This window comes from Lacipirellula sp. (assembly GCF_965279485.1).
GTDB lineage: Bacteria > Planctomycetota > Planctomycetia > Pirellulales > Lacipirellulaceae > Lacipirellula.
Map to the genome: position 1 here is coordinate 622,011 of NZ_CBDIIC010000002.1, position 25,165 is coordinate 647,175.

Below are 25,165 nucleotides of genomic sequence, written 5' to 3' on the forward strand. Positions count from 1 at the left end.
TGGAAAACCCAAGCGGCAATTTCACGCGAACTTTTTTCTGAATCTATCATCCACCCATCTTAATATCCTGAGTGCAGTAATGTCTCTAGCTTCCGCCAGGCTATATTGCTTCTTTGGCTGATCGTTCAAAATGCCCCCAGCATCGGAGCCAGTGCGTGTTTGACGGAATCCGTTTTTCAGAACCTTACATCTACCGCACCGACGAAGCGAAGAAACTACTCCAGGGTCTATGCGACGAAGTGCAGCACCGTCCAGACTTAGCACGTCTTGGCGTTGATCCGAACGAGCCTCGTCGGAGTCGCATAACCGGAAAACTCCAGGAGCACGTCTGGGACTTCTTGCCGCTAGCGATCCCAGGCTCCAAAGTTGACGCGGGCACCCGTCCTCACCTTTCCGTTGACTTGAGCGTTGACGGTGCATCAGCGTACTTTACCGTGCCAAACGCGTTCCGACGTCAATTCGTTCGGGCACTCAAGGAGATGGAGCTCGAAGGCTATGTCGAGACAGTCACAAGGTGTGCTGACAAACTCAACTTGGTGGTTCGCCGATCACCGGAAGCCTCGCCGATTGTCCGAGTGCTGCAACGCCACTACATCGGTCGAAGCAACCCTGTGGTTGACGGGCAATTGGTCGCCGACCTCAGGACTGCCGCTGGTTCCGAGTCAGGGGACTTAACAAATCCAACCGTTAAACCAAACTACGAATGGATTCGAGCAAGTTATCACTTGATGCTCGCTACGGACGCCAACCTTCAGTTCAGCATCGGCGTGGGTTTCCCTTACGCTTGCGAGACAGTGCAATCAGCCGCGGTGACTGACTTGTTTGCGGAGACGTGGATTAGCCTAACCGAGCTAATCTTGCCGTTGCTGGCGACGGGCGAAGCGGGGCAGGGTAGTCAGCGAAGCTGAGGGGCTTTTGAATCGAACGGATACGCGGCTGTCGCCGACTTCCAGTGCTAAATCTATTTCCCCTTCGGGAAGGGCAGGGCTCCTTCCAGATGCTTCCTCAGGTAGGGGGTAATTCGCATTCCCGACTTCGCTGCCGCAATATGCAGGTGTTCGAACAGGGATTCGTCGACCGCGAGCTTCACCCAACGGCGACGGCCTAGTGCGGCCACCTGCGGTGCTGAGTTAGCCAAAACCGGTCCGGACGATTGCTCCATGTCGTGCATCTCGTAAAACTCCGTTGGTTGGTTCAGGCAAGGCAGGCGATCCACTGGATCCCGAAGGCAGCCCCGCCTGTAAGTGATCTGTGAGTGGCCCCTTGATCGGGACCGATCGCTGGGCCACTTCTATCATCAACCGATACCGTTTTGGAATCCCCATGCCTGGACCGCTGTTGCGGAGCAACCAGTCACGGCACTCGGGTGGTAACGGAAGGTCCAGGTACGGAGTGTGCCAGGAACTCATTGCAGGGGGCTGACTAGGCTGCACTTCGACGGGCACCGAACTTGGCACGCGTCCAGTCCGCAGGGAACTGTTTCCCACTCTTAGAGAGATATACTCGCTGGCGAGCGACTCCATTGCGGCCTTCTTAGAGTTCACTAATGAGTGCGTCGATGGGAAGCTTTGACGAGTTGTATGTTCTAGTTTGAGCGTCTGACCTTCAGCCTTGTTTCCCATTCCCCGATCCCCGACTCCACCGTGATTCTCCAGGTTGTTTATAACAACCTTCACTTTGCTGTCATTTTCACTCTGCAGACGCAACGATCTTGTGTCACCGTCACCGGCTTGGCTCAGAAGGGCGGAGGCATACGCCACCGCATGCTCAAGCTCCATCGTGGCATCGCTGGATAACGATCGTTCGACATTAAGTCGATACGTGCGGGCTCGGCCTGAACGACTCTTCGTTCTCCATTCGCCCCGCTCGACTTGGAGCAGTCCAGCTCCCGCCAGGATCTCACGTTTTCGTACGTACGAGGAGCCACTACATCGTGGCCAGGATCGCATCACTTCGCCGGCGGCGATTTCAGCCACCCAACCGGTTTCGTCACACGCCCCATGTCGTTTGGCGAACTGCAGGCAGCGAAGAACGAATTCAACGAGTTCTAGTCGATCGTTCGCTGGAACATATTTCAGCTTCGTGAGAAGATGCTCGACTTCTGCTCGGCTAAATCGACCTCTCGCCATTTGAGGAGCTCGTTCCTCTTCTGGCAAACGATACACCCAGTCGACGATGGCCCGAGTATGTGCGTCTGCTTTTCGCGTTCCGCCTCGTAGATCTTCGATAACGGTCGTCGACGTTTCCCGTCCGGTGCGATTAACCCATTCGAGTAGCGTGTCACAGGTCGCAGAAGCTGTGAATCGCCGGACGAACCGGAAATGCCAGGCTAGGTCGAGAGTCACTTGGGTGCGAGTTCCTGCGGCAGCAATTCCAGTCAGGAACAGTTGATCCATCAGAAGGACTGACTTGCTTCCGTAGCTTGGTTCGATCCTTCGGTCGTCAGCCGCCGACGCGTCCGTGAGTCTCGTCTGCTTTGACACTCCGCAGATGACTGACGACAGTTTCGGTTTAGCAAAGCTGGCAGGGCGGGCAGAAACTGGCGAGCTTGAGTGGCTCCTTTGGAACTGCTCACGAGGCACACCATACTTCGCCTCAAATGCCTCTGCTCTTCTGAGGCACTCGATCCAGTTAACTTTTGGAACTTCTCCGGCAATAAACTTTCTAATGAAAATGCCGGCTCGTGCGGGATTGTGCTCGTGGCCAGGCCGCAATGCGAATGGCAATCGATAGCCCGTTTTTTTGCAGGGGAAGATTTCGAAGCGGCCACGCTTCTGGTGAATCCCCACTTTGCCCAAGACATACGGGATCTGTTCGAGTTTGATTGCCTCAGTCAAGAAGAACCGGTAATGTTTTCCGCCGGATGGCGTGTCGCTGACCAGTACGCCTTCAGTCGGCACCCCAAGAATGCGAAGGCCCTTGCGGACAAGTCGACGACGGCTGAGGAAATCGTCCTCTTCACCGGGATGAAAGTCGACGTCAATGCCGACGAATTTGGTACATCCCCAGCATTTCGGAGCCACGTGCTTGGGGATAATTTCCTGGAGAATGTTTCCTAGCAGATGACGGAGAACTTCATCGGGCTTCAGCCGGCGATGGGGATCATACCAATCGTCGACCCCACTGCCAGTCGTCACATAGTAAGGGCGATCAGGACAGAAAAGCTCGATGATGGCATCTAAGTCCGCCTCGCTTAAGCCACAGATTTGTAGCTTCTCCTGCCGAAGATACCGTCGCTTGAACTTACCCTTTTTGGTCAGGAAGGATACGCCTCGGAAGGCGAGCGGATTTGCATCAATTGACATGGCCATGCGTCCCTCACGATTTCAATGGTTCCTTCAGTTTCCATTGTTACCGATTCGAGATGACGGCTTCTTTCTCACTGCAAGTGAGCTCCTGACAACGCTGTCAGTCAGCTTCCCGAACGCCACTTCTCCAGGAGTCGCAAAACTCAAGCTGCTACGCTCACTAGGTGCTACGCTCACACTGAGTGGGCCTGTTTTCAATCAAGCACAGCACAACTTCATAGCTTGGTCGTTCGAGGGCGATGTTGTCCTGCACGCATGAGGCAGAAATGCGGTTCAGTCCATTGAACCGCCATTCCCGAGGACTCAGTTCTGACGCCCTTAAATGTCATCTTCTTCCACACGCCGTATGTACGTGGGAAGGTGACCATAGATGAATGATGACGTGCGGTCAGCTTGAAGATCCCATCGATTGTAGTGGGGTTCGGCTTTCGTAAGGAGAACCTGCTGGTCTTCCAGATCAACGATTCTGGCATTCGTCGAATCATGGGTTTTCTGCAGCTCTTCTAAATCCGCCGCACCTGGCGATGCCAGCATCAGCATGAGGCGATCGGCAATGAGCTGCTCTAGGACAATCTCTTTGTCCAAGACTAGTGAGAGCAACTGCTCAGTTTCTGGTGGATCATTCGCGATGAACTCGACCTTTTGTCCAACGTGGTGCATGGCCATTTGGAGATCCGCCCAAACACTTTGCAGGCTGTAATAGTAAGCGTGAGTGTTGCGGAAATCGGTAGCCTGTTTTCCTCCTCGGGCATCACTCTCACCAGGCGGAGTGGAGATTGCCATTTCGAGAGCGTCCACTCGCTCTAGAAAGTTGAGGGCATTCGATAGAATGCCAATCATATGCACTCTCGCCTCTCGTTGACGAACTTCCCACTGTTGAAGTTCTGAATCACTGTCAGTCTGAAACATCTCAAATCTCCTGGAAGAATAAAAAATCACTTATTAACGGCTTCCGGATCCCGCCGCCGAAGGCGAGGGGCCAAGTGCAATCCAAGGCCCCTCGCCCTTTGTGAGCGGCACGTCACGCGACGCACTCAACAGAATCGATAGACTTAACTAAGGACTGGGTACTCCTTGAATTCCGCCACGACGTGCTGAACTTCAAGGTCGGAAGCAAAGTTCACCGTAAAGGGTCCTAGAGGGCACTCCACCTCACACGCGATTAAGGCGTAGATTGCTTCTAGTTGATGCTTCAATGACCAGCCGGACATTGCGTTGTGAGGGTAGGAGTGCTGTACCTGCCGCAGGTACAGACCAGCAGCGTGTGCTCCAGATATCGTCGCCAGGTGCTCGATTTCTTGGGGCTCCATGCAGCTGAAAACATCATCTTTGATGCTGTGAATCTGGCCCGCCAGCTCCTTGAATCCTTCGGGCCCTAGCGTTCTTTCGACTGACTTCAGATGTTCGATGCATCCCATTGGTCCCATAACAGTACTCCTAAAAGATTTCCGCGAAGGTTGAATACAGCCACCCGATCCGCGGCAATTACCGGGTAGCTACGAGTCGTCGGTACTTTGAGTTTCCTCAGATTTCTTGTTCACTCCGAAAGCTAAGTTGCCGTTGATAAATCGCGGCGATGCCTAGCTGCTTACTTGAGCCGCTACGCTGAGGCGTTCTTCGCTCCAGGCATCAAGCAAGGCAAACCAATTCTTCCAAGTCTCGAGCAAAGCTCTTGATGCCAAGACTTCTCTGGCTGCAGGCGACTTCGGATGCTCCCGTGCAGCGGAACCGTAGATTCTTCAGTTACCATTCCCTACCAGATCGAATCGTTGGTGTTCCGCTCGGTGACGGAGCCGGTAGGCCATGCAGAGACGCTCATGGAGCCGATGAGAGCCGCCTGTGGATGCAGCGGAATCATTCAGCCGTGAATTCCTGACTTTTGTGTTGACTTAGCCGGCCCATGTGCAGTAGACTCTGCACATCAAAGGAGGGCCGCATGAGCCAATTCACGCCCGGCGAACTCGCCGTGATGAGAATTCTCTGGAACCATGGCGAATTGAAGCCCGGCGAAGTGCAGGAAAAGTTTCCTGAGCAGATCAAGAACCCGGCATTACGCTCCTACCTGGCCGTCCTCTTAGAAAAAGGACACGTTAGCCGCCGTAAAGTCGGCAAGGCGTTCCTCTACACAGCTGTCACTCGACAGCAGACGGCGTTTCGCTCGACGATTCGGCAGATCGTCGATGCGTACTGCGACGGGTCCGCGAAAGACCTAGTGATGAATCTCATCCGCTCCGAAAAGCTCTCGAAGTCAGAACTTCTCGAACTCAAACGTCTCGCAGACGATCAAGCAGGCTAATCAGCCTGGGAGTCTCGTATGAACGGTATCGTGGATTGGTTGATCACCGATTCCTCGTCGGTCGCAACGGCGACGACGATGGCGGTTCTCAGGATCACTGTACTTCTCTCGGTAGTTTGGGTCCTTCATGGACTCCTCTCACGCCGTAACCCACACTGGCGTATCCTCCTGTGGAGAGGATGCTGCTTGGGGATTGCGGCGATTCTCACTGCACCGCAGATCAAGCTTCAGCTCGAAGTTGCATTGCTTCCTGCAGCTCCGCCTGTGGTGACGTTTGATGTAACTCAAGCTGCGGCTCAGATGAACGCAGATGGCCTTCCTGTGGGTCGACACTCTTCCGAACCATTAGAAGCTTCCCCGATCGTTGCCCCAGCCGCCCAAAATGTCTGGAACACGTCGACTAACATTGAAGACCTCGATCCTTTTGCACCTAGCTCCCAACAAACGCCCCCATCATCAGTCGTGACTGCTATCCCGTGGCCTATCGTGGTCAGCATGGGATGGATAGCGGGAGTTTGCTTGCTCGGAGTACGCTGGTTTTTAGGTATTCGTAGGCTGACTCATGTGGTTAATTCTTCAACTCTCGCTGGCGTTAGCAGCGTTGACGAGGCAAAGCGAGCGGCGAATTGGTTGGGATATGCGGGACCAATCTCGATCAGGCAATCCGAAGCCGTCGCCTCTCCTTGCAGCGTTGGCGTCTTCAGTCCGGTAATTCTTCTACCAGCGACCGCAGCGTCCGACACTAACCGCGAAGAACTTCGTGCTTCGCTCGCCCATGAGTTGAGCCACTTACAAGGACGGGACTTACTCTGGAACCAAATCCTGTCCTGGCTCTCAATTCTGCTGTGGTTTCACCCGTTTGCCTGGCGGATTCGCGTCGCTCACGCCGACGACTGTGATCAGCTCTGCGACGCGAAAGCGGCCAGCTATCTGAACGACGCTCAAAGCTACTGTCGCATTTTGGCGACGATTGCGTTACGAGTCGCTGGTGACGGCGAAGCAGCGGCACTCTCGATGGCTCGGCCTTCCTCAGTCCGGCGTCGGATTCAAGCGATGCAACGCGGTCTAGCAGCCATACGGATCCAACGTTGGCGACTTGTCGTCGCGTCACTGATGGTTTTGATCGGCATTGGCGTCATTGGCACGGTAAATGTAAAGCGACTGGCCGCAGAGCCGGTCGAAGCAGTAGTTAAAGACGACGCAAAAGAAGCTGATGCACAAGACAAGTCCTCCGACAATGAGGATGCCGTTGAGAAGCTGGAACTAAGCGTCGTCTCCGCCAGCACCAAGCAGCCCCTGGCTGACGTGACGTTTGATTTTCACGGCAACATTGGCGGAAAACGCCTCAACGAGAAAATCAAAACCGATCAAGAGGGCAAAGCCGTCTTCAAGTTCGCCAAAGGCGAAACAGTCAATAACCTTTGGTTTACCGCGGACAAAGCTCTTTTTGTTCCCATCAATTACACCTGGCGAAGCGAGGCAACGAAAATCGAGCTTCCCAAGAAATTAGAACTCGCTCTTACCGATGGCCAACCGGTCGGGGGACAGGTCGTCGACGCCGCAGGCGACCCTGTGGCAAACGTCGAGATCGAAATTTCAATGCCGATCACGTGGCCGTTACTCGACAGCTATGTCTTCACCCCGGCTAAATTGACGACGGACAAGGATGGACGTTGGCAGTGGGAGGGTGCTCCTAGAGACACGCAGAGTATGTCGGTTAGAGCCGAGCATCCCGACTATCTGAATGGCGGGATGCAAGTCAGTCTCGGCAAAGAGAACGTCCTAACGCTGAAGCAGGGGTTACAGCTCAAAGGAAAGATCCTGGACGCCAGCGGCAAGCCGATCGAGGGAGCCGCCGTCCGGTTGGGTTTCGATCGCTTTGGGACGGACCTTCCGACCGCTCGCACCGACGATCAGGGAGAGTTCGCCCTAAAAAATTGCAAAGCCGGTAAATCGCTGGTCACGGCACAAGCAGATGGATTTGCTCCAACCTTGCAGGAAGTGACCGTCAGCGACGAGACGCCGCCGCTGACATTTGAGCTAGATGCCCCTAGCCACCTCGAAGTCGAAGTCGTCGACCTCGCCGGCAATCCTATCTCCGGGGCCATGGTCGCCTCCGATACTTGGCGGGGTTTTCGCTCGCTGGAGTTCCGAGAGAATACCGATGACCAGGGCCTCGTTAGCTGGAAGAGTGCCCCCGCAGACACGATCCTCTGCGACATTATGAAGTCTGGATACATGTCTGCTCGCCGTACGCCAATCGCTCCTAAAGATGGCAAGAAGCGGGTCGTCCTGCATCCAGTCCTCGAAGTGACCGGGAAGGTCACCGACGCCAAGACCGGAAAACCCATCGAGGAATTCGAACTACGAAACGGGTACCAATTCACCAACTCTGATCAGACGTATTGGAGCGGTGATCGAGGCATAGTTTTCAACGGCGGCGAGTATAGCTATAAGTTCGACGAGCCAATGGAAGGACGCTTCTTGCAGGTGGTCGCTCCCGGCTATCTCCCGATGACGTCGCGAGTTTTTCGGTCGACTGAAGGTGCCGTCACGTTTGATTTCCCGTTGGAATCGGGAAGTGGAGCGTCAGGAATCGTCCTCACCTCAGACGGGAAGCCAGCTATCGGAGCAGAGGTCGGGTGGGCCACGGCTGAAAAGCGAGCTTCAATGAGTGGCGGGAGATTTGATCGTCGCCAGAATCGGGCGGAAGTAACGAAAACTGACGAGCAGGGCCGCTTCGAATTCCCGCCCCAAGGCGACGAGCTCGCAATTGTCTTCATCTTTCACGAGAGCGGTTATGCAGAGATCGAGGCTGAGAAGCTAGATCCCCAGCAGCGGATCGAACTGAAACCTTGGGGCAAGATACACGGACGTTCTGTCGTCGGCGATCAGCCCGATGTTGGCCGCGAGATCACTTTCAACCCGAAGTCCGAGTCATCGCGTCGTCATCAGGTCATGTGGGATTTTGGATATCGAGCGACCACTGATGCCAACGGTGAATTTGCGTTAGATCGAGCAGTCCCTGGGCCAGGCATCGTGTCGCGAGTCGTCATTACCGAATTTAACCAGGGCCAGCAGCATGCCCCCGGCTGGCAAACTTCAGTTGAAGTCCTTCCCCATGAGACCGCTGAAGTCATGATCGGCGGCACCGGACGACCAGTTGTCGGCCAAGTGGCTCTCGACCGGCAGCCTAGCGTCAACGTCGATTGGACGACGAATGAGCCGGCCAGCCTTCAGCGAAAGCGAGATCCACAGGACGCAGGAGATAATCTTTACGTTCGGATGCTGGGGCCTATCGACAAGTCTGGCAAGTTCTCCATTCCTGACGTTCCTCCCGGCGAATACGAACTGAAGATTGCCGTCAACAACCCGCCAACTCCCAATGCCTGCGGAGCGGGCGAAGAGATCGGCCAAGCTAAGTTCGACGTGACCATCCCGCCGCGAGATAGCGAGCAGGCTCACAAGCCGTTTGACCTCGGCAACATCACTGCCGTCCTGTTTGACACGCTAGATGCCGGAGAAGTTGCCCCTGAGTTCGTCGCCGAAGGAGTCAGCGGCGAGCCGCTAAGGCTATCCGACTATCGAGGGAAACTGGTGGTGCTCGACTTCTGGGCGACGTGGTGCGGTCCGTGCGTCGCTGAAATGCCGACGTTCAAGCGAATCAATGAACGCTTCGGCGATGATGACCGCTTCGAATTGATCGGCCTGTCGTGCGACAACTCAACGGAAATCGCCAAACGCTTCGTCGACAAGCAAGGCCTAACGTGGGTACAGGGAGCCGTTGGCGGAACGAACGGCCAGGTTCCCCGCGAGTACACGGTTCGTGCCTTGCCCGCCACATTCCTCATTGGCCCTGATGGCACCGTAGTAGCGAGGGATCTTCGCGGCGAGGACTTGGAACGGGCGGTGGCCACGGCATTAAAAGATGAAGCGTTGTTCACTGACGTTTCTCTTGAACGTCCGGCAAGGTTTCCGATCACTCGCTTTGACGAGGCGGCCTCCGAGCCAACTTCGCCTCCAGCTTTGCTCATCGCCAACAACGTCGATCCGAACTACGAGAAAGGCATCCAGCATCATGATGAGCTGATTGCGATCGACGAAAATGGCAAAGAGCTGTGGAAATATGTGGGACTTAACCAGTGTGAAACGGTCGGCGGATCTCATCGGGTTGCCGTCAACAGGCAGCGGAATCGCGTCTATGTCCTCGAAAACGTCGACGATCGACTGGTGGCGTTGGACTTAGCCGGGAGCAAGATCTGGCAGTTAGATAAAATTGAGTCGTCGGCTCTCGCCGTTGATCCGGCAACCGGCAACATCTGGGTGACCGGCGGTGGGGATCTGAAGACAGGGCAGACGGTCGTATTCGATTCAGAAGGTCAGGAGATCGCAGCCTACCCCGGCGTGCGGGGGATCGACATCGCGTTCGACGCGAAGGCGGGTGCCGTTTGGTTGGCGGGGTATGAGTTGATCAAACTTTCGACCAGCGGCGAGGTATTGTTCCGTGAGCCAGTCGGCGGATGGTGCTATGCGTCGATCAGCTTGAACCCTCAAGATGGCAGTATTTGGTTAGCCGAGCGTGAACACCCCGACGTGTCGAAGAGCAAAAACCGACTATGGCTACGTAACGTCGATGGGAGCGTTCGCCGAGAGATTTCACTCGAAGACCAATCTCCCTTCGTCGTTGGATGCGATCCGACCAACGGCGATGCTATTTTCTGCAGTTACAAAGGACCGCTCCGCCGAGTGTCGGCTTCGGGCGAGCCAGTAGAGATTTCTTCGTTGAATGCTCGCAACATGGCATTTGGCGGCCCAGGGGATGACGCCATGTGGGTTGTTACCGACGAAGGCGTCAGTCGCTTCTCTCCAACAGGTTCGGCGGAATCCGTCTATGCGTTTCCCCGAAAGTCGAGCCAAGCATGGATCGCCGCCGAGTGATTGCCAGTTGTCGATCAAGCTGGTGCTTGTCGATACGGGCGATGCCCGTAGTACTTAGGCACATCGTCCAGGCGAACATGGAGCCACGACACTCCTGCTCCAGCGGTGCTTAACCAAACCGGCTCTGCACTCAGCCGCTGGGACATTTCCATCCCAACCGCCCGCCACAAGGCGTGCCGTTGTTGCTCAGGAGCTTGACGTACGAACGCCGCTAAGTGCCCATAAGCACTCTGCTCCGTCAACGGCGTGGGAACGACTAATAGGGCGTCCCCCCTGAGGTTCGCGAACGTGGCGATCCCTTCGTTAGCATTCGGAAAATGTTTCGCAAAGGCATTCACGTCCGGTTGGCGAGCCAATCGCGGATCGTCGAGCAGGACGAACTCGAATGGACGATCGAGCGTTGACTGATTGACGCCTGGAGTCTCCCACCGGAATGCGGTGAACGGAGACGATGCTAAAAGTGAGCCGAACATGTCCCGGAATGATTCGTCCGTTTGCCAAGCGTTGATCACTTCCCTGAAGTTGGCTGGGCGAGAGTTTCGATCAAGCTCGATCCGCATTCCCGACGCCACTGATAACGCTTCTTGTCGGCTTGACCACATGTTTGCTTTGCTCGTGGGTAACTGATTCAGCATGAAAGGGCTGCTTGAATAGCCTTCGTCAAACGATCTTCTTCGTGCTTCTGATTTAGGAACCAATCGGTGGACCAGATGCGGTGCAGAGTCCAACCTCGCCGCTTGATCACCTCTTCACGCAGTCGATCGCGGTCGCGTGCCGACTTGGCCGAGTGATAGGTCGCCCCATCGCACTCGATTCCTAGCAGGAAGTCCCCCTCTTTTTCAGGGTGGAGCACGCCCATATCGATGAAATATCCCGCGACGCCGACCTGTGGCACGACCTTCAGCCCCATCCGTGTAATCACGCTCGCCACTGAGATCTCGAAGGGAGAGTCAGGGGCTTTTCCGGTGTAAAGGCCACGATCTGGGAGGGTTCCAGTTCTTGCAAATTCCAAGTAGTCCTTCATCGCATTGACGCCGAGACTTCGATCGGGCCCGCCTAAGATGTCGGAACTTCGCATCGACGTGAAGACTTCGACTCGTCGTCGTGCTCGGGTGATCAGGACGTTGAGCCTCCGCCAACCATAGACTCCGGTAATGGGCCCAAACCGGTTCATCACCTTTCCGGAGTCACGATCGGGTCCGTACGTATACGAGATGAAGATGACGTCACGTTCGTCACCCTGGAGATTCTCCAAGTTCTTGATGAACAGCTTGTCGTGATTCTCATTCAGTCGGTCGACTGCTTCACGTGCAGTGGCATCTTGTTCGCAAAGCTTGTCGAGGCACTCTCTGATGCAGTCCCGCTGCTTCATATTGAACGTGCCGACGCCGAGCGTCTCGTGCGGAGCTCTCTTGGCATGTTCGATGATCGCCGCGGCAACGACCTTCGCCTCTTCGACATTGCAGCTGCCGACAAACGATGCGTTCTCGACGAAGTGATAGCGGAATCCAAGCGAGGAAGACTCCGTCGATGCGGACGGAAAGACGATCAAATCGCGATCATAGAAGCGATCATTGGAGAAGTGGATGAGACTTTCATGTTGGCTACGATAGTGCCAACGGAGCCGGCGAACGGGCTGAAAGGTCTTCATCGCCACTTCTAGGATAGACTCGGCATTGTCGAGAGGCGTCGCTTCCTCATCAACGACGCCGTCGTCGACTCGATCAAAAAACGATGTCGGCGGCAGCTGCTTCGGATCGCCCACAACGACAATCTGCTTCGCTCTCAGGAGAGTTCCCAGAGCATCCTCGGGTTTGATCTGGCTAGCTTCGTCCATGATCACCAGGTCAAACTGTACGCCCTCAGGAGCAAGGTATTGGGCCACCGAGAGGGGACTCATCATAAAGCAGGGTTTCAAAGACTGAACGGCAGTCCCTGCCCGTGATAGGAGATCACGAATGCGACAGTGCCGCTTCTGCTTTTGAATCTCATGACGGACAAGTCCCAGTTCGGTGTACTCTGCGACGCGGCCTTTGCTATTGCCAGGGGGGGCAGGCCGCTTCGACGCATCATGAGCAATCTGATCTTGGGTGAATTGCAAAAGCTGCCGATCGAGATGCTTGAATTGTTCACGAGCCTTTTCCAGCGATTGCCGGGAGAATTCCTTTAGTGTCGGAGTCGACCAGAGTTTTGATTCGACCGCACGTTCCATCACGGAAAGGCGATAGCAATCAGCAAGGTGAGCGACTTCGACTTGCTCATCCATCGCCAGGTTGGTGAATGTGGCAAGTCGTGCCGATTCGCATTTTAGAAGCATGCGGCAGAACGCGGACCATTCCGGCAGCTCGTCGATCTGCTGGGCCAATGCCTCTGTCAGCCCGCCCCCAATAACGTCCCCCGACTCCGCATCGATCAAAGGCAGCCAGCTCTCGTCAGCTCGCCCGGAGGCACTGAGTTGCTCTCGCAGTTGTTTCCAACGTTCCATCACACGTTGCACTGATTCGACTCTCGTCGCCAACAGTCGACAGGCGGGTGCCGCCGATTCACCGACCAAACGCTCCATAGCCTCCGCTGGAAGTTTCAGTGTCGAGGCTCGCTCCACCCAATCGACGGCTCTCCAAAGGCCCTCGCAATCAGTTTCGAGACCGCCATTCCAGCTCTCTAAGGACTTCCACAGCGATGGATCCAGACACCGCTCCCTAAGTTTTTTACTTTCGAGAATAACGTCTACACGACGAGAGATCTCGCTCAACGTCAACTCATCAGATAGCGTCAGCGGATTGGCAGCTGACTCAAATGATTTGATGTCTGCCAGCAAGGCATCGGATCGTCGACGAAATTCGACCAGCGATTCCGTTTCAAAAGGCGTGGCGACGCCGAGTGCTTTGGCGACGCCGGGCTGAGCCAGTTCAGCCGCCAACTGCTGACGTGCCTCAATGATCTGCTGGGCTCGCAACGCCCCGGAGGCGTGTCGAAGCAGTTCGCCGGCCGATGCGTGGTCGAGCCCGCGATTGGTGACAGTGGCCGCCCACTTCAAAAGCGTCCCGGCCTGCTCCCAGTCGGTGCTAGTTCCATTAAATAGACTCCCAAAAATCTGCTTCAGGTCGTTGCGATCACCGAACTTCCGTTCCGAGGCCAGATGATCTTCAAGTTCTTCAAGCCTTTCGATCCATTTGACGGGCGTGCTGCCGATCCCGCTCCGCGAGAATGTCAGGAGCTCTTTCTTGCCGGTGCGAAAGTCCTTGGAAAGAAATCGCCACCAGCGATCGGCATGGGGACGAAGTCGCTGGGAGACGGTGCGGAGCTTCTCGAACTCCGGGAGGGCGTCCAGCTGGAATGCCTTACCGAGTTCCTCCCGAGTTGCGACGAGAGAAGTCGCTTCGCTGCGTGCCTGCTTAAAGATGACCGGAGCGTTCGCGAGGAATAGTGACGGAGGCAGCTCAGTGATTAACTTGAGAATGGGATGCCTGAGCAGTCGGAACAGTTCCTCCGACTGTTGATACTCCTTCAGGTTCCGAATCGGCTCTAAGCCTTGGGATTGAAGCTGTCCAACAATCGCGTCGACTGAGTTCAATACGGTGAGCAGCGTACTTACCCGCGACTTCAACACTCGCAATATCTTGATAGACGTATCGCCAGCGGTGGGCATGAGTTGACGCTCAATGAGCCGCCTAACCTCGCCGGAGGATAGTTCCGCATCAGCTCGTTCCCCGGCCATGTACTGAGATGACTCGCTCGCAAGCTCTTTGGCGGCTAGCACAAGCGAGTGGAACTCCTTGGCCAACGCACGAACCGCTGGTTCGCGTAATACTTTCAACGGGACTTGGGACGGCAGATCGTTCGCATCATCCCCCAACGCGGACGCCAGCTTTACGCACCCATGATCGCTCGCGGAGATCCATTGCAACAATCCTTCCCCGCAATCGGCATGTAATGCGTCGCACTCACGACGAGCGTCTGCCGCCGACTCTCCCAATCGTTTGAGGAGCGTGGCGACAGGTTCCAGATCGTTAGGATTGAAAGTCGTTGTCCAAAATCCCCACCAGGGGTTCTGCCGAGGCGACTCGACCTCGTTGAGAGTCTCGACGAACGCCTCTAGCAACTGAGCGTTCTCATCAAAATCTGCTCGATTGACATCCGCGTTGAACGAAACTTGGCGAGCAGAGCGAACGCCCCTGGAGCGGAGTTCGATCGTTCGCCAGACGGCCTGATAGAACGGTTCTTGATAAGGACCGATAGGGGTCGCACAAGCGGACAAGTAATCGGCCACGGTCGCCTTTTTCCGTTCCAAATCTCGCCGCACATCCTCCAGGGCGTGAGGTTTGTTATAGATCGCGTTCATTCGCTCTTTGAGCGATTGATAGACGCGTTTGGGTCCGGCGTCGCTGTGGAGTTCAAGGCAGAATCCTCCCATCCCTAACTCGCTGAGGCGATCGCTCACTACCTTCAGTGCTGCCAGCTTTTCGGCGACGAAGAGCACGGTCTTTCCTTCGTGGAGGGCCGCGGCGATGGCATTGGTAATCGTTTGCGATTTTCCGGTGCCAGGCGGTCCTTCGATAACGAGATTCTTGCCGTTGATAATGTCGACTAATGCGGAATGCTGTGAGCTGTCACAATCGGAGATGAGGCTGATTCGCTTAGCCTCAACGAGCTCGTCGATATCGTAATCGGGAGCGTAGAGATTCGATCCCGCATCCGACTCGTGTCCGGCGATGATGGTAGCCGCGATGCCGTCAGGGTGGAGTGCCCCTCGATTCTCCCAAGCGTCAGGCTCAAGATCGAGGTACATCAACATCTTCTGAAACGCGAAGAACCCAATGAGTTGTTCTCGCTTTACGATCCAGTTGGGCTTGGAGCGGATGACTTGCTCGACCGCTAGGAAGTAGCTCTCGGGAGGCTGCTCTCCGTCGTACTCTGGCAGCCGCAATCCGAAATCACGCTCCAGCTTCTTGCTGAGCGACAGATTCCATTGCAGTTCGTCACCTTGCCAGGAAACGGCGTATTCGTATTTGAGGGTGCGTCCGTTGAATGACCGATCGATCGTGACGGGCACGAGCAGGAGCGGAGCCAAGTGCTCTTTTTCAGCTTGATCTGTTTCTCGCCATCCGAGCATCCCCATGGCAAGAAAGAGGTAATTGACGCCCGTTTCCTCAATGATCGTGACGGCTTCGCCCGCAATTCCTTTGGCGACAGTCTCCAACCGAGCGGCAGAAAGGCGAGTTTGGAGCCGATCGTCGTTGTACCGTGCCTCGTCAACGACACGTTCGCCATTCGATGGGCTCTCCTGAACCGCCGATGGCATTGCAGTTCGTTCGGCCGACGCAGCGAACTCCTCATTGTAAACCGTGAGGGCGACGACAGATGTTTCCGAATCTTCCTCGACATCCACTTCTGGAAGCGGGTCAAAGCGGAATCGCTTGCCATCAATGACTAACCGCTGATAAACCTGCTCGGGGCGTTCATCGATGATCTCCAACGTTCGTGTGCGACTGATGCGATAATTCAGCAGCGGGTTACGATTTGAAAGATCGAGAAGACGTTCGCGAAACCGATTGAGTTCCGCGGACAGATCAACCTGGGACATAAAAATTGGCTCACGGAACGGAGGAAGAGCATCTGCAAAGCCGAAAGCGACGCCCTTCTGCCCCGGGCTGCCCAGACCATTGTGACGGAGGAGAATGGAGCGTGCAATTCTAAGCCGGACGAATGCGTCCCGCGGTCTGCCGAGAGGTGAGGCTCTTGACGATTGACCCAATTGAAGCCGCCGATCGGGCGGCATCTCCTCAAGGAGAGAGGTGGCAGGCATATCATTCAGGCGGCGACGAACTAAAGCCGGACCGATGCCCTTGCCTAAAGTTCAGCTATGATATCGACATGTCAATTCCGCATGGTTTTTCGGGTGAACATGTGCTTGCTGGCATCAGCGATTTGGAAGCTGGCTAGGCCCTTGGTTCAATCGCTAACTGTAGTTGGCTCAATAAGAGCATGGGCGAGTGAAATCATTAAGTACTTGAGGGATTTAAGCGAGAGGCGTGCTTCAAAGGAATTATTCTTCATGTTGCTTTTGAAATGGACGCCGGCACACTGTCCATTCTCGTGATAGAGCGTGAAGCAACTGTGACAAAGACAGTTTCTCAACTGCCGCATGAAGTTCCTGACTGAGTCGGGAGTGTCGATCAGCGACGGGCCGAAATCAACAACTTCCCCCGGACGACCGCCCCATCCTTTAAGGGGGCAAGTCGGAATTCGGTCAAACATCCGCTCCCGTGACATGATCAACAGTCCGACAGAGCAATTCAGTAACATCGTCGGATCGTACGGGCGGGGGTAATGCACCATCATATCCCTGGTGCTTTTGATAAAGTCTATTTCAAACTGATCTGCACAGCCCATTTATCTTTTGTGTCCTAAGTTTAGTCGGTCATGAGGGATGAAGTTTCTGCACCGGCTCCCGTCCACGGGAGGGATCAGCGGAGATCACGATGATTGCAAGCCTCTTCCCTAGAGTGATGGCGATATCCGCGGCGAATATTAGGTTTTTGCATCAATTCGCTTCTGGCATCATGACTGACGGAAAAAAACAGAAGCCCCCATGTGACTCTGCAAGTTAAAGCCGCGGATCAACGGGCTCGCTCTCCATGGCCAACACCCCAAACACGCATTCGTGAACTCGCCGCAGCGGCTCACGTCGAACAAACCGCTCCAGCCCTTCCACTCCTAAGGCAAACTCTCGTAAGGCGAGTGATCGCTTTGAACCAAGCCCTCGCTGCCGGAGCCGTGCGAGATTGGCTTGGTCGGTATAGTCAGGACCATAGATGATCCGTAGATACTCACGACCGCGGCACTTGATTGCAGGTTGCACGAGCCCCTTCTTGCCGTTGGCAATGAAATCGAGCGGCTTCAGCACCATCCCTTCGCCGCCGGACTCGGTGAGTTCGGTCCACCATGCCGTGGCTTCCTCGACTTGGGCATGGTCATGTACGTCGACGATTCGATAGGGCGTCGCGAGAAGTAGTTCACTGTTATGCGAGCAGACACGGGCCAACGTTTCCATCTGCCACTGGTGGTTCTGATGAAAATGAACGCTCCCTTCCGTGGCCAGCAGGTGAAAGGGAGCCAGCTTGTAGTCAGCAATCGAGTCGACCGGCCAGCAATAACTGCGGTAGGCTGCAACAAACTTCTCCGCCGAATGCTTGCGTCCCCCGAAGTCAGCGGCCAGGGCCTCAATCGTCTCAACAGCGTCGCCGTTCAATCGGCCTTTGGCGGTTGCGAGAGCGTCGATAACGTGCGGCAAAGCGGCGTTGGCTGCGGCCCCAACAGCCGCGTACTGCGACTTCAATAGTTCCTGAGCCTTCGCCGACCACGGCATCAACTCGCAGTCGAGTACGGCCCAGTCGGTGCTGAACTCGCTCCAAAAGTTGCTGGCCGTGAGGGCGTTGCGAACGCGATCCAGGAGAGCCGTTTCGAGTGACTGGTCATCAAAGAATCGCCGGCCCGTGCGGGTAGTGATGATGCCCGATTCGTCTGCGACTCCAAACCGACGGCGGGCAGCCTCCTCGTCTCGACAAACAACGACGACAGCCCGCGATCCCATGTGCTTCTGCTCGCACACGACCTGTTCGATACCTTGGCTGCGAAAATACGCAAAGGCCTCCTCAGGGTGCTCCAAGTAACCATCCCGGCTGCTCGTCTCCGACGGCGACATCGTCGGCGGCAGATAGATCAACCATTTCGGATTGGCAGCAAATCGGCTCATCACCTCCAACGCCGCGGTGGCATTCTCTTCGCGAACCGTCACGTTATGACGCAATCGCGTTGAGATAATCCGCTTACCGGTGACATCGGCCATGTCCAACAGGTCGTCGTCTTGATGCTGGGATGAGAGTGCAGACCCACCATCTGCATCCGGTAGAAACGGCCGTGCCGGTACGCAGTAGGTTTGACGTGCCGGAATAGAAACCGTTTCGAGCTCAGGATACCGAAGTGCGGTGAGGGCTCCGCCGAAGACACATCCCGTGTCGATGTTGATCGTCTTGTTCAGCCACTCGGGATGCGGCACCGGGGTATGGCCGTAGACGACCATCGCCCGGCCGCGATACTCCGAAGCCCAGTTGAGCCGTACCGGCAGACCGAACTCATCGGTTTCTCCCGTCGTCTCGCCGTAGAGGGCGAAGTCCCGAACTTTGCCGGAACCACGGCCTTGCATCGACTCTTTCATTCCGGCGTGAGCTACGACAATCTTTCCGTTGTCGAGGACGTAGTGGCTCACCAAGGCGTCGAGAAACTGGGATAATTCACGCACGAATGGAACTCGATCGGGTTCTGCAATCGCGTCGATTTCGGCGAGCGTATTGGCCAGCCCATGCGAGATCTGCACGTCCTTGCCGCGGAGCTTGCGGAGGAGTTTCATGTCATGGTTGCCGGGGACGCAGAACGCACTCCCAGCGTGCAGCATGTTTCGCACCAGGCTCAGCGTGTCGACTACTCGCGGTCCCCGGTCAACGAGGTCGCCAACGAAGACGGCACGGCGGCCTTCTGGGTGGGCGTAGCAGAGCGGCGACCAGCCTGGCCCCGGAGTTTCCACCGGCGTTGCAACATATCCGAGACGAGCGAGAAGTTCTTCCAACTCGTCACAGCAGCCATGAACGTCGCCGATAAAATCAAACGGTCCATGCTCCGATCGCTTGTCATTCCACAGGGGCGTCCGCTCGATACGAACCGCCTCGACTTCCTCCGGCGACCGTAGCACGAAGATATGGCGAAAACCTTCACGCTTCAGGCTCTTGAGCGAACGGCGAAGTTGCGACCGCTGCTGGCGGATGACATGCTCGCCGAAGTTCCGGTCCTCCCGATCACGGTTTCGTGCTTGGCACACGGATTCTGGCAAGTCGAAAACGATCGCCACCGGCAGGGTGTGGTACTGCCGAGCGAGGGCGACCAACGGCTGGCGGGCCTCTTGTTGCACATTCGTCGCATCGACGACGGTCAGCCGTCCAGCAGCGAGTCGCTTGGCAGCGATGAACTGCAGGACTTCAAAGGCGTCTTTGGTGGCCGCTTGGTCGTTTTCATTGTCGCTCACGAGGCCGCGACAATAGTCCGACGACAACACTTCCGTCGGGAGAAACTGGGTACGTGCGAAGGTGCTCTTGCCGGAGCCACTGGGGCCGATCAAGACGACCAACGACAGGTTCGGAACGCTCAAGACGTCGGACATAATCAAGATTCACTCGTTTCGTCAGCGAGCAGCTTTCTTACGAAATCACTGTACCCGTCGCCCATCGGCAGTTCGTAGATTGGCGTAATCCGGCGTCGACTGGCTGTTACCGCCTCACCCGTTTTAGCGTTTGTCGCGTCTTTGACGTATCTCTCCCAGACCAAGCCGACTCCTCGCTTCTGCCACCGAGGCAAGTCATTGAAGTTGGTGCCTCGCCGGAAGAGCATTTCATTCTTTTCAGACGTCGACAGGCGGAGCAGTTGGTCATTCGCCGCATTGGCAGACTCGCCCTCCTGCCGCAGACTCCAGTAGCAGTGAGCATTGAGAGCGTTCCGGTGGGCGTCTTCGTTTCGCCAGCGAAAGTAGTCGACGACGTTCTCCACGGTCGGCAGTTCCGAGATGCGACAGTCCAAACAGGCAAGTTCGCCCAACAAAAGCGAAAACTTGGCACTCGCCTCGCCGGCAAGCACGGAATTAAGTTTACGAGTCTTCCGGCCGAACGATCGATCGCGATAGTCCAAGAGCAGCGAGATCTCGTCGCTTTCGGTGAATCCGTAAATAATACGAAACCCGCAGTTCATCACGTGCTCGGTCGTGCGGACCATTAGATCGCGGAAACGCTCGTCGAACGGGACTTCGAACTTCTGCAACTCTTTGGTCAATCGCGTGAAGTTGCGGCCGTCCAAACGAGCGACCATCCAGAGCCCCGGCAGGACGCACTGGTCGTGAACGGTTTCGAAGACCCGCATCTTCTGATCGAGTTCGTCAAACTTCATCTTGCCATTCCGAAACTTGGAAGCCGCCGTCAGCAGCGATCATCACGTAGTACAGGGCCGAGTAGCCTTCTTTCAATTGGGGCAATTCAAGTCGCTTGTAGGTTCCTAGCAGTCCTGGTAGCGGCACGATCTGACGCTCGGACCGCCCTGCATTGCGTTCTTTGCATCCCTCGACCTCGGCTCTGAAGTAGAAGCCCGTGAGTCGATAGCCATGCGTCAGGGCCAGCTCGATATACCGCGACCGTTCCGCACGCGTCGGGTTCGTGTTGTCGACGACGAACGGCTGCTGACTCGTGAGGCAAGCGTTCAGCAGGAGCATCTCTCGATGGCGAGTTCGCAAGAGATCGAGACTGATCCGCACGTGGGTATCGAAGAATCGCTCCTTATAGAAGGTCGATTTGCCCGAAGCTTGAATTCCGGTGAAGATCACGGCCTCCATCGTTTATTCTCTCTGTCTCATCACCTTTGTCTGCCAGCCATACGGAGGCGTACTAACAAATCGTTCAGCTGCTCCGCACACCTCGGTTGTTCTGGCAAAGTTGACGCTGCTCCCGCGGCTTCCAAAGCGGCCACGAGCCTCTGGTACTCCTTCTCGTGGAAGGCCACGTCCGCTGCATCGAGTTTTCCCTTCTCCGGTCCCGATCGCTTGCGTTCCACCAACTCATCGATGTACGGCAGCTTGGCCGATTCATTGAGCGTCAGTAGGTTGGCTTCCACTTCTCCGGACTTCACGAGGTGGATTCCGGTGAGCAATACCCGGTAGACGTACAGCAGTGGCTTTACCCGAGGAGGTTCTTCCTTACGAAACAACTTCCACTGGGTCGCCGCGAATCCCAGGTAGTGGTGCCCGTGAAAGCGGGTGACGCAACGCTTGCCCAGTTCTTTAAGTTCCTCATGCTCCGGCGTCGTGTGAACGACCAGTGGCGAGAGGAGCTGTTCCAGAACGTAGCCGTTCTTCTTCAGCATGAGGCAGAAGAACTTCTTGGCGTCGTGGGTCACGAGGTCGACTTCCATCCCGTCGTAGACGCCCGACTTCTCGACCGTCTCCTCGCCGGGCGTCATGCCAACGACTTGCTCCAGCGGAAGCAAGTGAACGCCTCGCAGATCAAAGTCGGAATCAGGCGAGGGGAAGCCATACAAATGAGCTCCGCTGATGGTCGCGAAAACCAGCGGATAAGGATGGGCGTCGACTTGTCGGCGAAGTTTGGCGTAATCGATCATGAAGCTTTCTCACCACTCGGTCGGAATTCACGAAGGACGCGAATCAGTCCGACAATGTTCGCATTGAAAATCGCCAGTTCCTCCGCTGGGATCCAGTACTCCAGCAAGTCACGGCCGCCCGCCTGTTGAACGTCGTACTGCTTTAAGAACTGGGCATTCACCTCAAACTGCAGCACATAACCGACGAAACCGGAATTGGGATCCTTCGTATTCCACTCCCGAGCAATGCGAACGGCGTAGTCCTCGGTGAGCACTGGGTAGAAGATCGGCTGGCCGACGAGCCGGGGCGGGAACGCTCTCCACTGGGCATCGCGGATAAGATCCAGCTCTTGCTGGCCAACGGGTCGAAATAGCGTCACGGTATCGCTCACGGCAGGGCCTCTTCGATTGCCTGCCGACGGGCCTTCACCAAGAACACGTTAGCTCGCTCATAGTCAGGCCGTTCCGGCAAGCTGGTCGTTTCCAGGGCTCGATCAAACTCCTGATGTAGCCGCAATCGCCACGCCTCCACGTCGTCCCAAGGCATTTCACCCGACTTGATGGCCAGCAGCTGGGTTCGGTGCTCGCCTATCTCCACGGGAACAAAACCTTCCCGCAGTACGTGAATGCCCGAGAGCAGGAGCCGGATCAGGTGCATCACGTGTTTAGGTTTCACTTGGCCGTGATTACGCTCATCTGCTTGCATTCGCTTGAATTGCGACATGACGTAGCCGTTGTACGTCTGGTACACGAGCCGCGACAGAAAGATTGACCGCATGTCGAGCAGCTCTTGAGCCAGCGGCGAGGCGAACTCCACCAGCGGAGTGTAGAGACACTCCAATACGTTCGGGTTCCCTTTGAGTGCCATGACAAGGAACTTTTGCAGCTCCCAGTAAGCCTCTTGGGTAGCCTCGTCCTCTAATTGTTCCGGGACGCCGTAGAGCGACCAATGCAGATCGGCCGGCGGGAGATAGATGCCTCGACGATCGGTATCTGATTCCTCCGTGTCGAGTCCATACGCTCTCGATCCGATGACGCATCGCAGGATCACTCGATGAAAGAGACCATGCGTCGCAAGCACTTGCTGGGAATCGTTGATCGCCCCCAGCTTGTACTCAGCCAGCAAAGCCAGCCCATCATGATGAATTGCAGCTTCAAAACCATCGACGAAACGGATGCGGTAAGAATGCGACCGGTCCTGCGGTGAGCGGATAACGACGCCCACGGCCCCGGCGGGATGAACGGTTTGGCCGTCAGTCCCCTGAATGTGCTTCAACGCCACAACCTGTGTACCGACGGAATAAATTAGGTTGAGACTGTTGTGGACGCGGTTCTTCAAGGTTGTGCTCCCGATTCACCGTCGCAGGGTGCCGCACTCTCAAGATACTTCCAAAATCGCTGAATGTACGGCGTCTCAAATTGCACGAGCGTTACCGTGGGCAGCGAGATAACTGCGGCCTCGCTCTCCCAACGTCCCACTCCGTCAAAATGGTCGAAGCGAAGTTCTTCGTTGTCGATACTAACCAGCTTTCCAATGTAGAAATCATCGAGCTCTTCATCTTCCGCCTCGCACTCGACGATCATGCGATGGAAGTGACGGTCTACTGACTCGATAGCGTTCTCCAGACATGAGAGATCAATGTCTGCGTCCAGGTTGAGTCCGCCAAGCAATCCTTCACCGGCCAGCATCCGCTCCCAATGTCGTTCGTACTCATTTGAGCGAACATCAATGACGTGGGCGACGCGGAAGAGGGTGTAGCCGTCCGGCTCGAAGTCGTCGAAGCAATGCATGAGGCCGAGTTCGTTGGTAAGTCCAATCAAATATCCGCTCAAACTGGGCGTTCCCGGAAGGCTTCGCTCGACGCGAATTTTTTGTTTGCTCCCAGCGTATGGCAGGAGTTGTTCAAACATTGTCATAATGGCTTCTCTCGAAGATACCCATCTGGGAAGGAGATCCCACTGCCGCGTCTTCAGGGCCGACTGGTAGAAATCGAACGATATAGCCGAAGCGAGCTGCGACGCCGTTCGACCAATTCTCAAACTCCTCTCGCGTCCATTCGAAGCGATGGTCGCCGTGCCGCATGGTGCCGGCAGGAAGGGATTCCCACATGACGTTGAATTCACGGTTCGGCGTCGTCAGGACAACCGTCGTCGGTCGAGCTTGCTCGAAGACGACTCGCTCGAACGCAGCCAGCCGCTGCGGATCAAGGTGCTCAATCACTTCGACGATGCCCGCGGCGTCAAAGCCGGTCAGCCGCTCGTCGCGGTAGGTAAGGCTGCCATGAATCAGTCGGATCCGCTCCCGCTGTCGTTCGGGAAGCCGATCGAGACGCAGTCGCCGATGAGCGATCTCCAGCGAACGGATCGAGACGTCCATGCCGACAATTTCGGTGAACTGCTTTTCGCTCAAGAGCTGGCGAAGTAGTTTTCCTTCGCCGCAGCCTAGATCGAGGATTCGCTTGGCTCCAGCCTCTTTCAGCACGTCGACGACAGCGTCGATCCGCTGCTCGTGAAGCGATCGCTCACGCTTCGCAACAACACTCTCGTTCGCTAAGTCGGCAATGTTCTCTTCCTCAATCGGCGGCGTTTCCTCTTCCGCCAAACGAGCGAGGGCCTGTCGGACCAAGCTTGGGCTCTTTGTCAGGTATCGGCGAGTGATTAGTTCTCGCTCCGGATGATCGGCGAGCCAAGTCTGAGCTTTGGTCAACAGCTTTTCGACTTCGTCCTGCCCGACATAGTAGTGCTTGCGATGGTCGAACACCGGAATGAGAACATAGAGGTGCCGCAGCAGTTCGCTGACAGTCGTCGTCTTGGTCAGCGTCACAGAGTAGTAGACGCTCTCTCCCCACTCTGGAAACTGCTCGTCGAGCGGATGGTGGCTCGACTCGACTTCGTACCCGAGCGGTTCGAAGAATCGCTTGAGCAGCGGCTCACCGCCACGGACCGGCAAGACGTCGATTTTGGCGGTGAGCGGCATCGGCGTCTCGACCAAATCAGCACGGTCTTTTGACCGACCGGCGAGTGCCGACCCGAACACCTGCGAGATGGCGACGCTCATTAGCGAGGACGCCACGTAGGGGCGGTCGTTCACGTACTGATCCGCCGAGCCGCCTTGCCAATCGCCTTTGCCGCGGACGAGACCCACAGGATCGACGTCGAGCAGCAAACAGGCCGTGCAGCATACGTCTGTCGCCTCCGGGTAAAAGACGTGGGCTTGCCCGAAGCTCAGGTCAAACGTCTGACAGCGATCGGGATGCTTATGCAGTAAATATCCGAGATCGGTCGCCGGCTGGCGGTCGGTGGAGATGGTGAGCAGCATCGAAGAGCTTCCGGGATCCTACCAGGCAGTTCGTCGTCGGAAGATGAGTTGTAACAAAAAAGGGCCAACGCCCGTAGGACGCGGCCCGCGATTAGTTTGATTATCGATCTCTAA

The 25,165-nt window shown here is 56.0% G+C and carries 16 protein-coding genes; 3 read left to right on the top strand and 13 right to left on the bottom strand.

The window, feature by feature from the left end:
* Positions 1 to 155: 155 nt before the first annotated feature.
* The gene (locus ACQY7R_RS10045; RefSeq protein ID WP_428305466.1) at positions 156 to 908 is read left to right on the top strand and encodes a hypothetical protein; all 753 of its coding nucleotides are present in this window, start codon (positions 156 to 158) and stop codon (positions 906 to 908) included.
* A gap of 222 nt (positions 909 to 1,130) precedes the next feature.
* Here the strand turns inward: ACQY7R_RS10045 and ACQY7R_RS10050 are convergent, their stop codons facing one another.
* Together ACQY7R_RS10050 and ACQY7R_RS10055 are read right to left on the bottom strand one after the other, a co-directional pair.
* A complete protein-coding gene (locus tag ACQY7R_RS10050; RefSeq protein WP_428305467.1) occupies positions 1,131 to 3,305 on the bottom strand; it encodes a hypothetical protein in 2,175 nt (724 codons plus the stop codon).
* Between the two features lie 321 nt (positions 3,306 to 3,626).
* A complete protein-coding gene (locus ACQY7R_RS10055; protein ID WP_428305468.1) occupies positions 3,627 to 4,217 on the bottom strand; it encodes a hypothetical protein in 591 nt (196 codons plus the stop codon).
* Positions 4,218 to 5,244: 1,027 nt separating this feature from the next.
* On the opposite strand from ACQY7R_RS10055, the gene ACQY7R_RS10060 reads away from it, so the two are divergent.
* Both ACQY7R_RS10060 and ACQY7R_RS10065 read left to right on the top strand, forming a co-directional pair.
* Positions 5,245 to 5,604, top strand: coding sequence for a BlaI/MecI/CopY family transcriptional regulator (locus ACQY7R_RS10060; RefSeq protein ID WP_428305469.1), 360 nt, complete (start codon positions 5,245 to 5,247; stop codon positions 5,602 to 5,604).
* An 18-nt stretch (positions 5,605 to 5,622) separates the two neighbouring features.
* Positions 5,623 to 10,542, top strand: coding sequence for a carboxypeptidase regulatory-like domain-containing protein (locus ACQY7R_RS10065; RefSeq protein WP_428305470.1), 4,920 nt, complete (start codon positions 5,623 to 5,625; stop codon positions 10,540 to 10,542).
* Positions 10,543 to 10,556: 14 nt separating this feature from the next.
* Here the strand turns inward: ACQY7R_RS10065 and ACQY7R_RS10070 are convergent, their stop codons facing one another.
* The 11 genes from ACQY7R_RS10070 to ACQY7R_RS10120 form a co-directional block, all read right to left on the bottom strand.
* Positions 10,557 to 11,177: a DUF6940 family protein gene (locus ACQY7R_RS10070; protein ID WP_428305471.1), complete on the bottom strand. Its 621-nt coding sequence runs from the start codon at positions 11,175 to 11,177 to the stop codon at positions 10,557 to 10,559.
* Positions 11,171 to 16,348, bottom strand: a complete 5,178-nt coding sequence (locus ACQY7R_RS10075) for a DUF4011 domain-containing protein (RefSeq protein ID WP_428305472.1) — start codon at positions 16,346 to 16,348, stop codon at positions 11,171 to 11,173. The genes ACQY7R_RS10070 and ACQY7R_RS10075 overlap by 7 nt, the downstream gene beginning before the upstream one ends.
* A 146-nt stretch (positions 16,349 to 16,494) precedes the next feature.
* Positions 16,495 to 16,935 (bottom strand): HEPN family nuclease, encoded by a 441-nt coding sequence (locus tag ACQY7R_RS10080; RefSeq protein ID WP_428305473.1) that lies wholly within the window; start codon positions 16,933 to 16,935, stop codon positions 16,495 to 16,497.
* Between the two features lie 214 nt (positions 16,936 to 17,149).
* On the bottom strand, positions 17,150 to 19,756 hold the full coding sequence (locus tag ACQY7R_RS10085; protein ID WP_428305474.1) for a polynucleotide kinase-phosphatase: 2,607 nt from the start codon (positions 19,754 to 19,756) through the stop codon (positions 17,150 to 17,152).
* 2 nt (positions 19,757 to 19,758) lie between these two features.
* Complete coding sequence (locus tag ACQY7R_RS10090; protein ID WP_428305475.1) at positions 19,759 to 20,532, bottom strand: tRNA(His) guanylyltransferase Thg1 family protein; 774 nt, start codon at positions 20,530 to 20,532, stop codon at positions 19,759 to 19,761.
* Entirely contained in the window at positions 20,522 to 20,971 is a 450-nt protein-coding gene (locus ACQY7R_RS10095) for an AAA family ATPase (protein WP_428305476.1), read from the bottom strand. The genes ACQY7R_RS10090 and ACQY7R_RS10095 overlap by 11 nt, the downstream gene beginning before the upstream one ends.
* Before the next feature lie 20 nt (positions 20,972 to 20,991).
* Positions 20,992 to 21,753 (bottom strand): nucleotidyltransferase domain-containing protein, encoded by a 762-nt coding sequence (locus ACQY7R_RS10100; protein WP_428305477.1) that lies wholly within the window; start codon positions 21,751 to 21,753, stop codon positions 20,992 to 20,994.
* Complete coding sequence (locus ACQY7R_RS10105) at positions 21,750 to 22,124, bottom strand: hypothetical protein (protein ID WP_428305478.1); 375 nt, start codon at positions 22,122 to 22,124, stop codon at positions 21,750 to 21,752. Before ACQY7R_RS10105 ends, ACQY7R_RS10100 begins: the two co-directional genes overlap by 4 nt.
* A complete protein-coding gene (locus tag ACQY7R_RS10110) occupies positions 22,121 to 23,071 on the bottom strand; it encodes a nucleotidyltransferase domain-containing protein (RefSeq protein ID WP_428305479.1) in 951 nt (316 codons plus the stop codon). The genes ACQY7R_RS10105 and ACQY7R_RS10110 overlap by 4 nt, the downstream gene beginning before the upstream one ends.
* A complete protein-coding gene (locus ACQY7R_RS10115; RefSeq protein WP_428305480.1) occupies positions 23,068 to 23,643 on the bottom strand; it encodes a hypothetical protein in 576 nt (191 codons plus the stop codon). Before ACQY7R_RS10115 ends, ACQY7R_RS10110 begins: the two co-directional genes overlap by 4 nt.
* Complete coding sequence (locus ACQY7R_RS10120; protein WP_428305481.1) at positions 23,636 to 25,051, bottom strand: 3' terminal RNA ribose 2'-O-methyltransferase Hen1; 1,416 nt, start codon at positions 25,049 to 25,051, stop codon at positions 23,636 to 23,638. The genes ACQY7R_RS10115 and ACQY7R_RS10120 overlap by 8 nt, the downstream gene beginning before the upstream one ends.
* Between the last annotated feature and the right edge of the window lie 114 nt (positions 25,052 to 25,165).

What these genes read in the sequence shown, in the direction of transcription:
- ACQY7R_RS10115 (WP_428305480.1), bottom strand. Translation starts at nt 23,643, where the DNA reads ATGTTTGAACAACTCCTGCCATACGCTGGGAGCAAACAAAAAATTCGC.
- ACQY7R_RS10100 (WP_428305477.1), bottom strand. Translation starts at nt 21,753, where the DNA reads ATGATCGATTACGCCAAACTTCGCCGACAAGTCGACGCCCATCCTTAT.
- ACQY7R_RS10075 (WP_428305472.1), bottom strand. Translation starts at nt 16,348, where the DNA reads ATGCCTGCCACCTCTCTCCTTGAGGAGATGCCGCCCGATCGGCGGCTT.
- ACQY7R_RS10095 (WP_428305476.1), bottom strand. Translation starts at nt 20,971, where the DNA reads ATGGAGGCCGTGATCTTCACCGGAATTCAAGCTTCGGGCAAATCGACC.
- ACQY7R_RS10070 (WP_428305471.1), bottom strand. Translation starts at nt 11,177, where the DNA reads ATGCTGAATCAGTTACCCACGAGCAAAGCAAACATGTGGTCAAGCCGA.
- ACQY7R_RS10060 (WP_428305469.1), top strand. Translation starts at nt 5,245, where the DNA reads ATGAGCCAATTCACGCCCGGCGAACTCGCCGTGATGAGAATTCTCTGG.
- ACQY7R_RS10065 (WP_428305470.1), top strand. Translation starts at nt 5,623, where the DNA reads ATGAACGGTATCGTGGATTGGTTGATCACCGATTCCTCGTCGGTCGCA.
- ACQY7R_RS10085 (WP_428305474.1), bottom strand. Translation starts at nt 19,756, where the DNA reads ATGTCCGACGTCTTGAGCGTTCCGAACCTGTCGTTGGTCGTCTTGATC.
- ACQY7R_RS10120 (WP_428305481.1), bottom strand. Translation starts at nt 25,051, where the DNA reads ATGCTGCTCACCATCTCCACCGACCGCCAGCCGGCGACCGATCTCGGA.
- ACQY7R_RS10090 (WP_428305475.1), bottom strand. Translation starts at nt 20,532, where the DNA reads ATGAAGTTTGACGAACTCGATCAGAAGATGCGGGTCTTCGAAACCGTT.
- ACQY7R_RS10050 (WP_428305467.1), bottom strand. Translation starts at nt 3,305, where the DNA reads ATGTCAATTGATGCAAATCCGCTCGCCTTCCGAGGCGTATCCTTCCTG.
- ACQY7R_RS10055 (WP_428305468.1), bottom strand. Translation starts at nt 4,217, where the DNA reads ATGTTTCAGACTGACAGTGATTCAGAACTTCAACAGTGGGAAGTTCGT.
- ACQY7R_RS10080 (WP_428305473.1), bottom strand. Translation starts at nt 16,935, where the DNA reads ATGGGCTGTGCAGATCAGTTTGAAATAGACTTTATCAAAAGCACCAGG.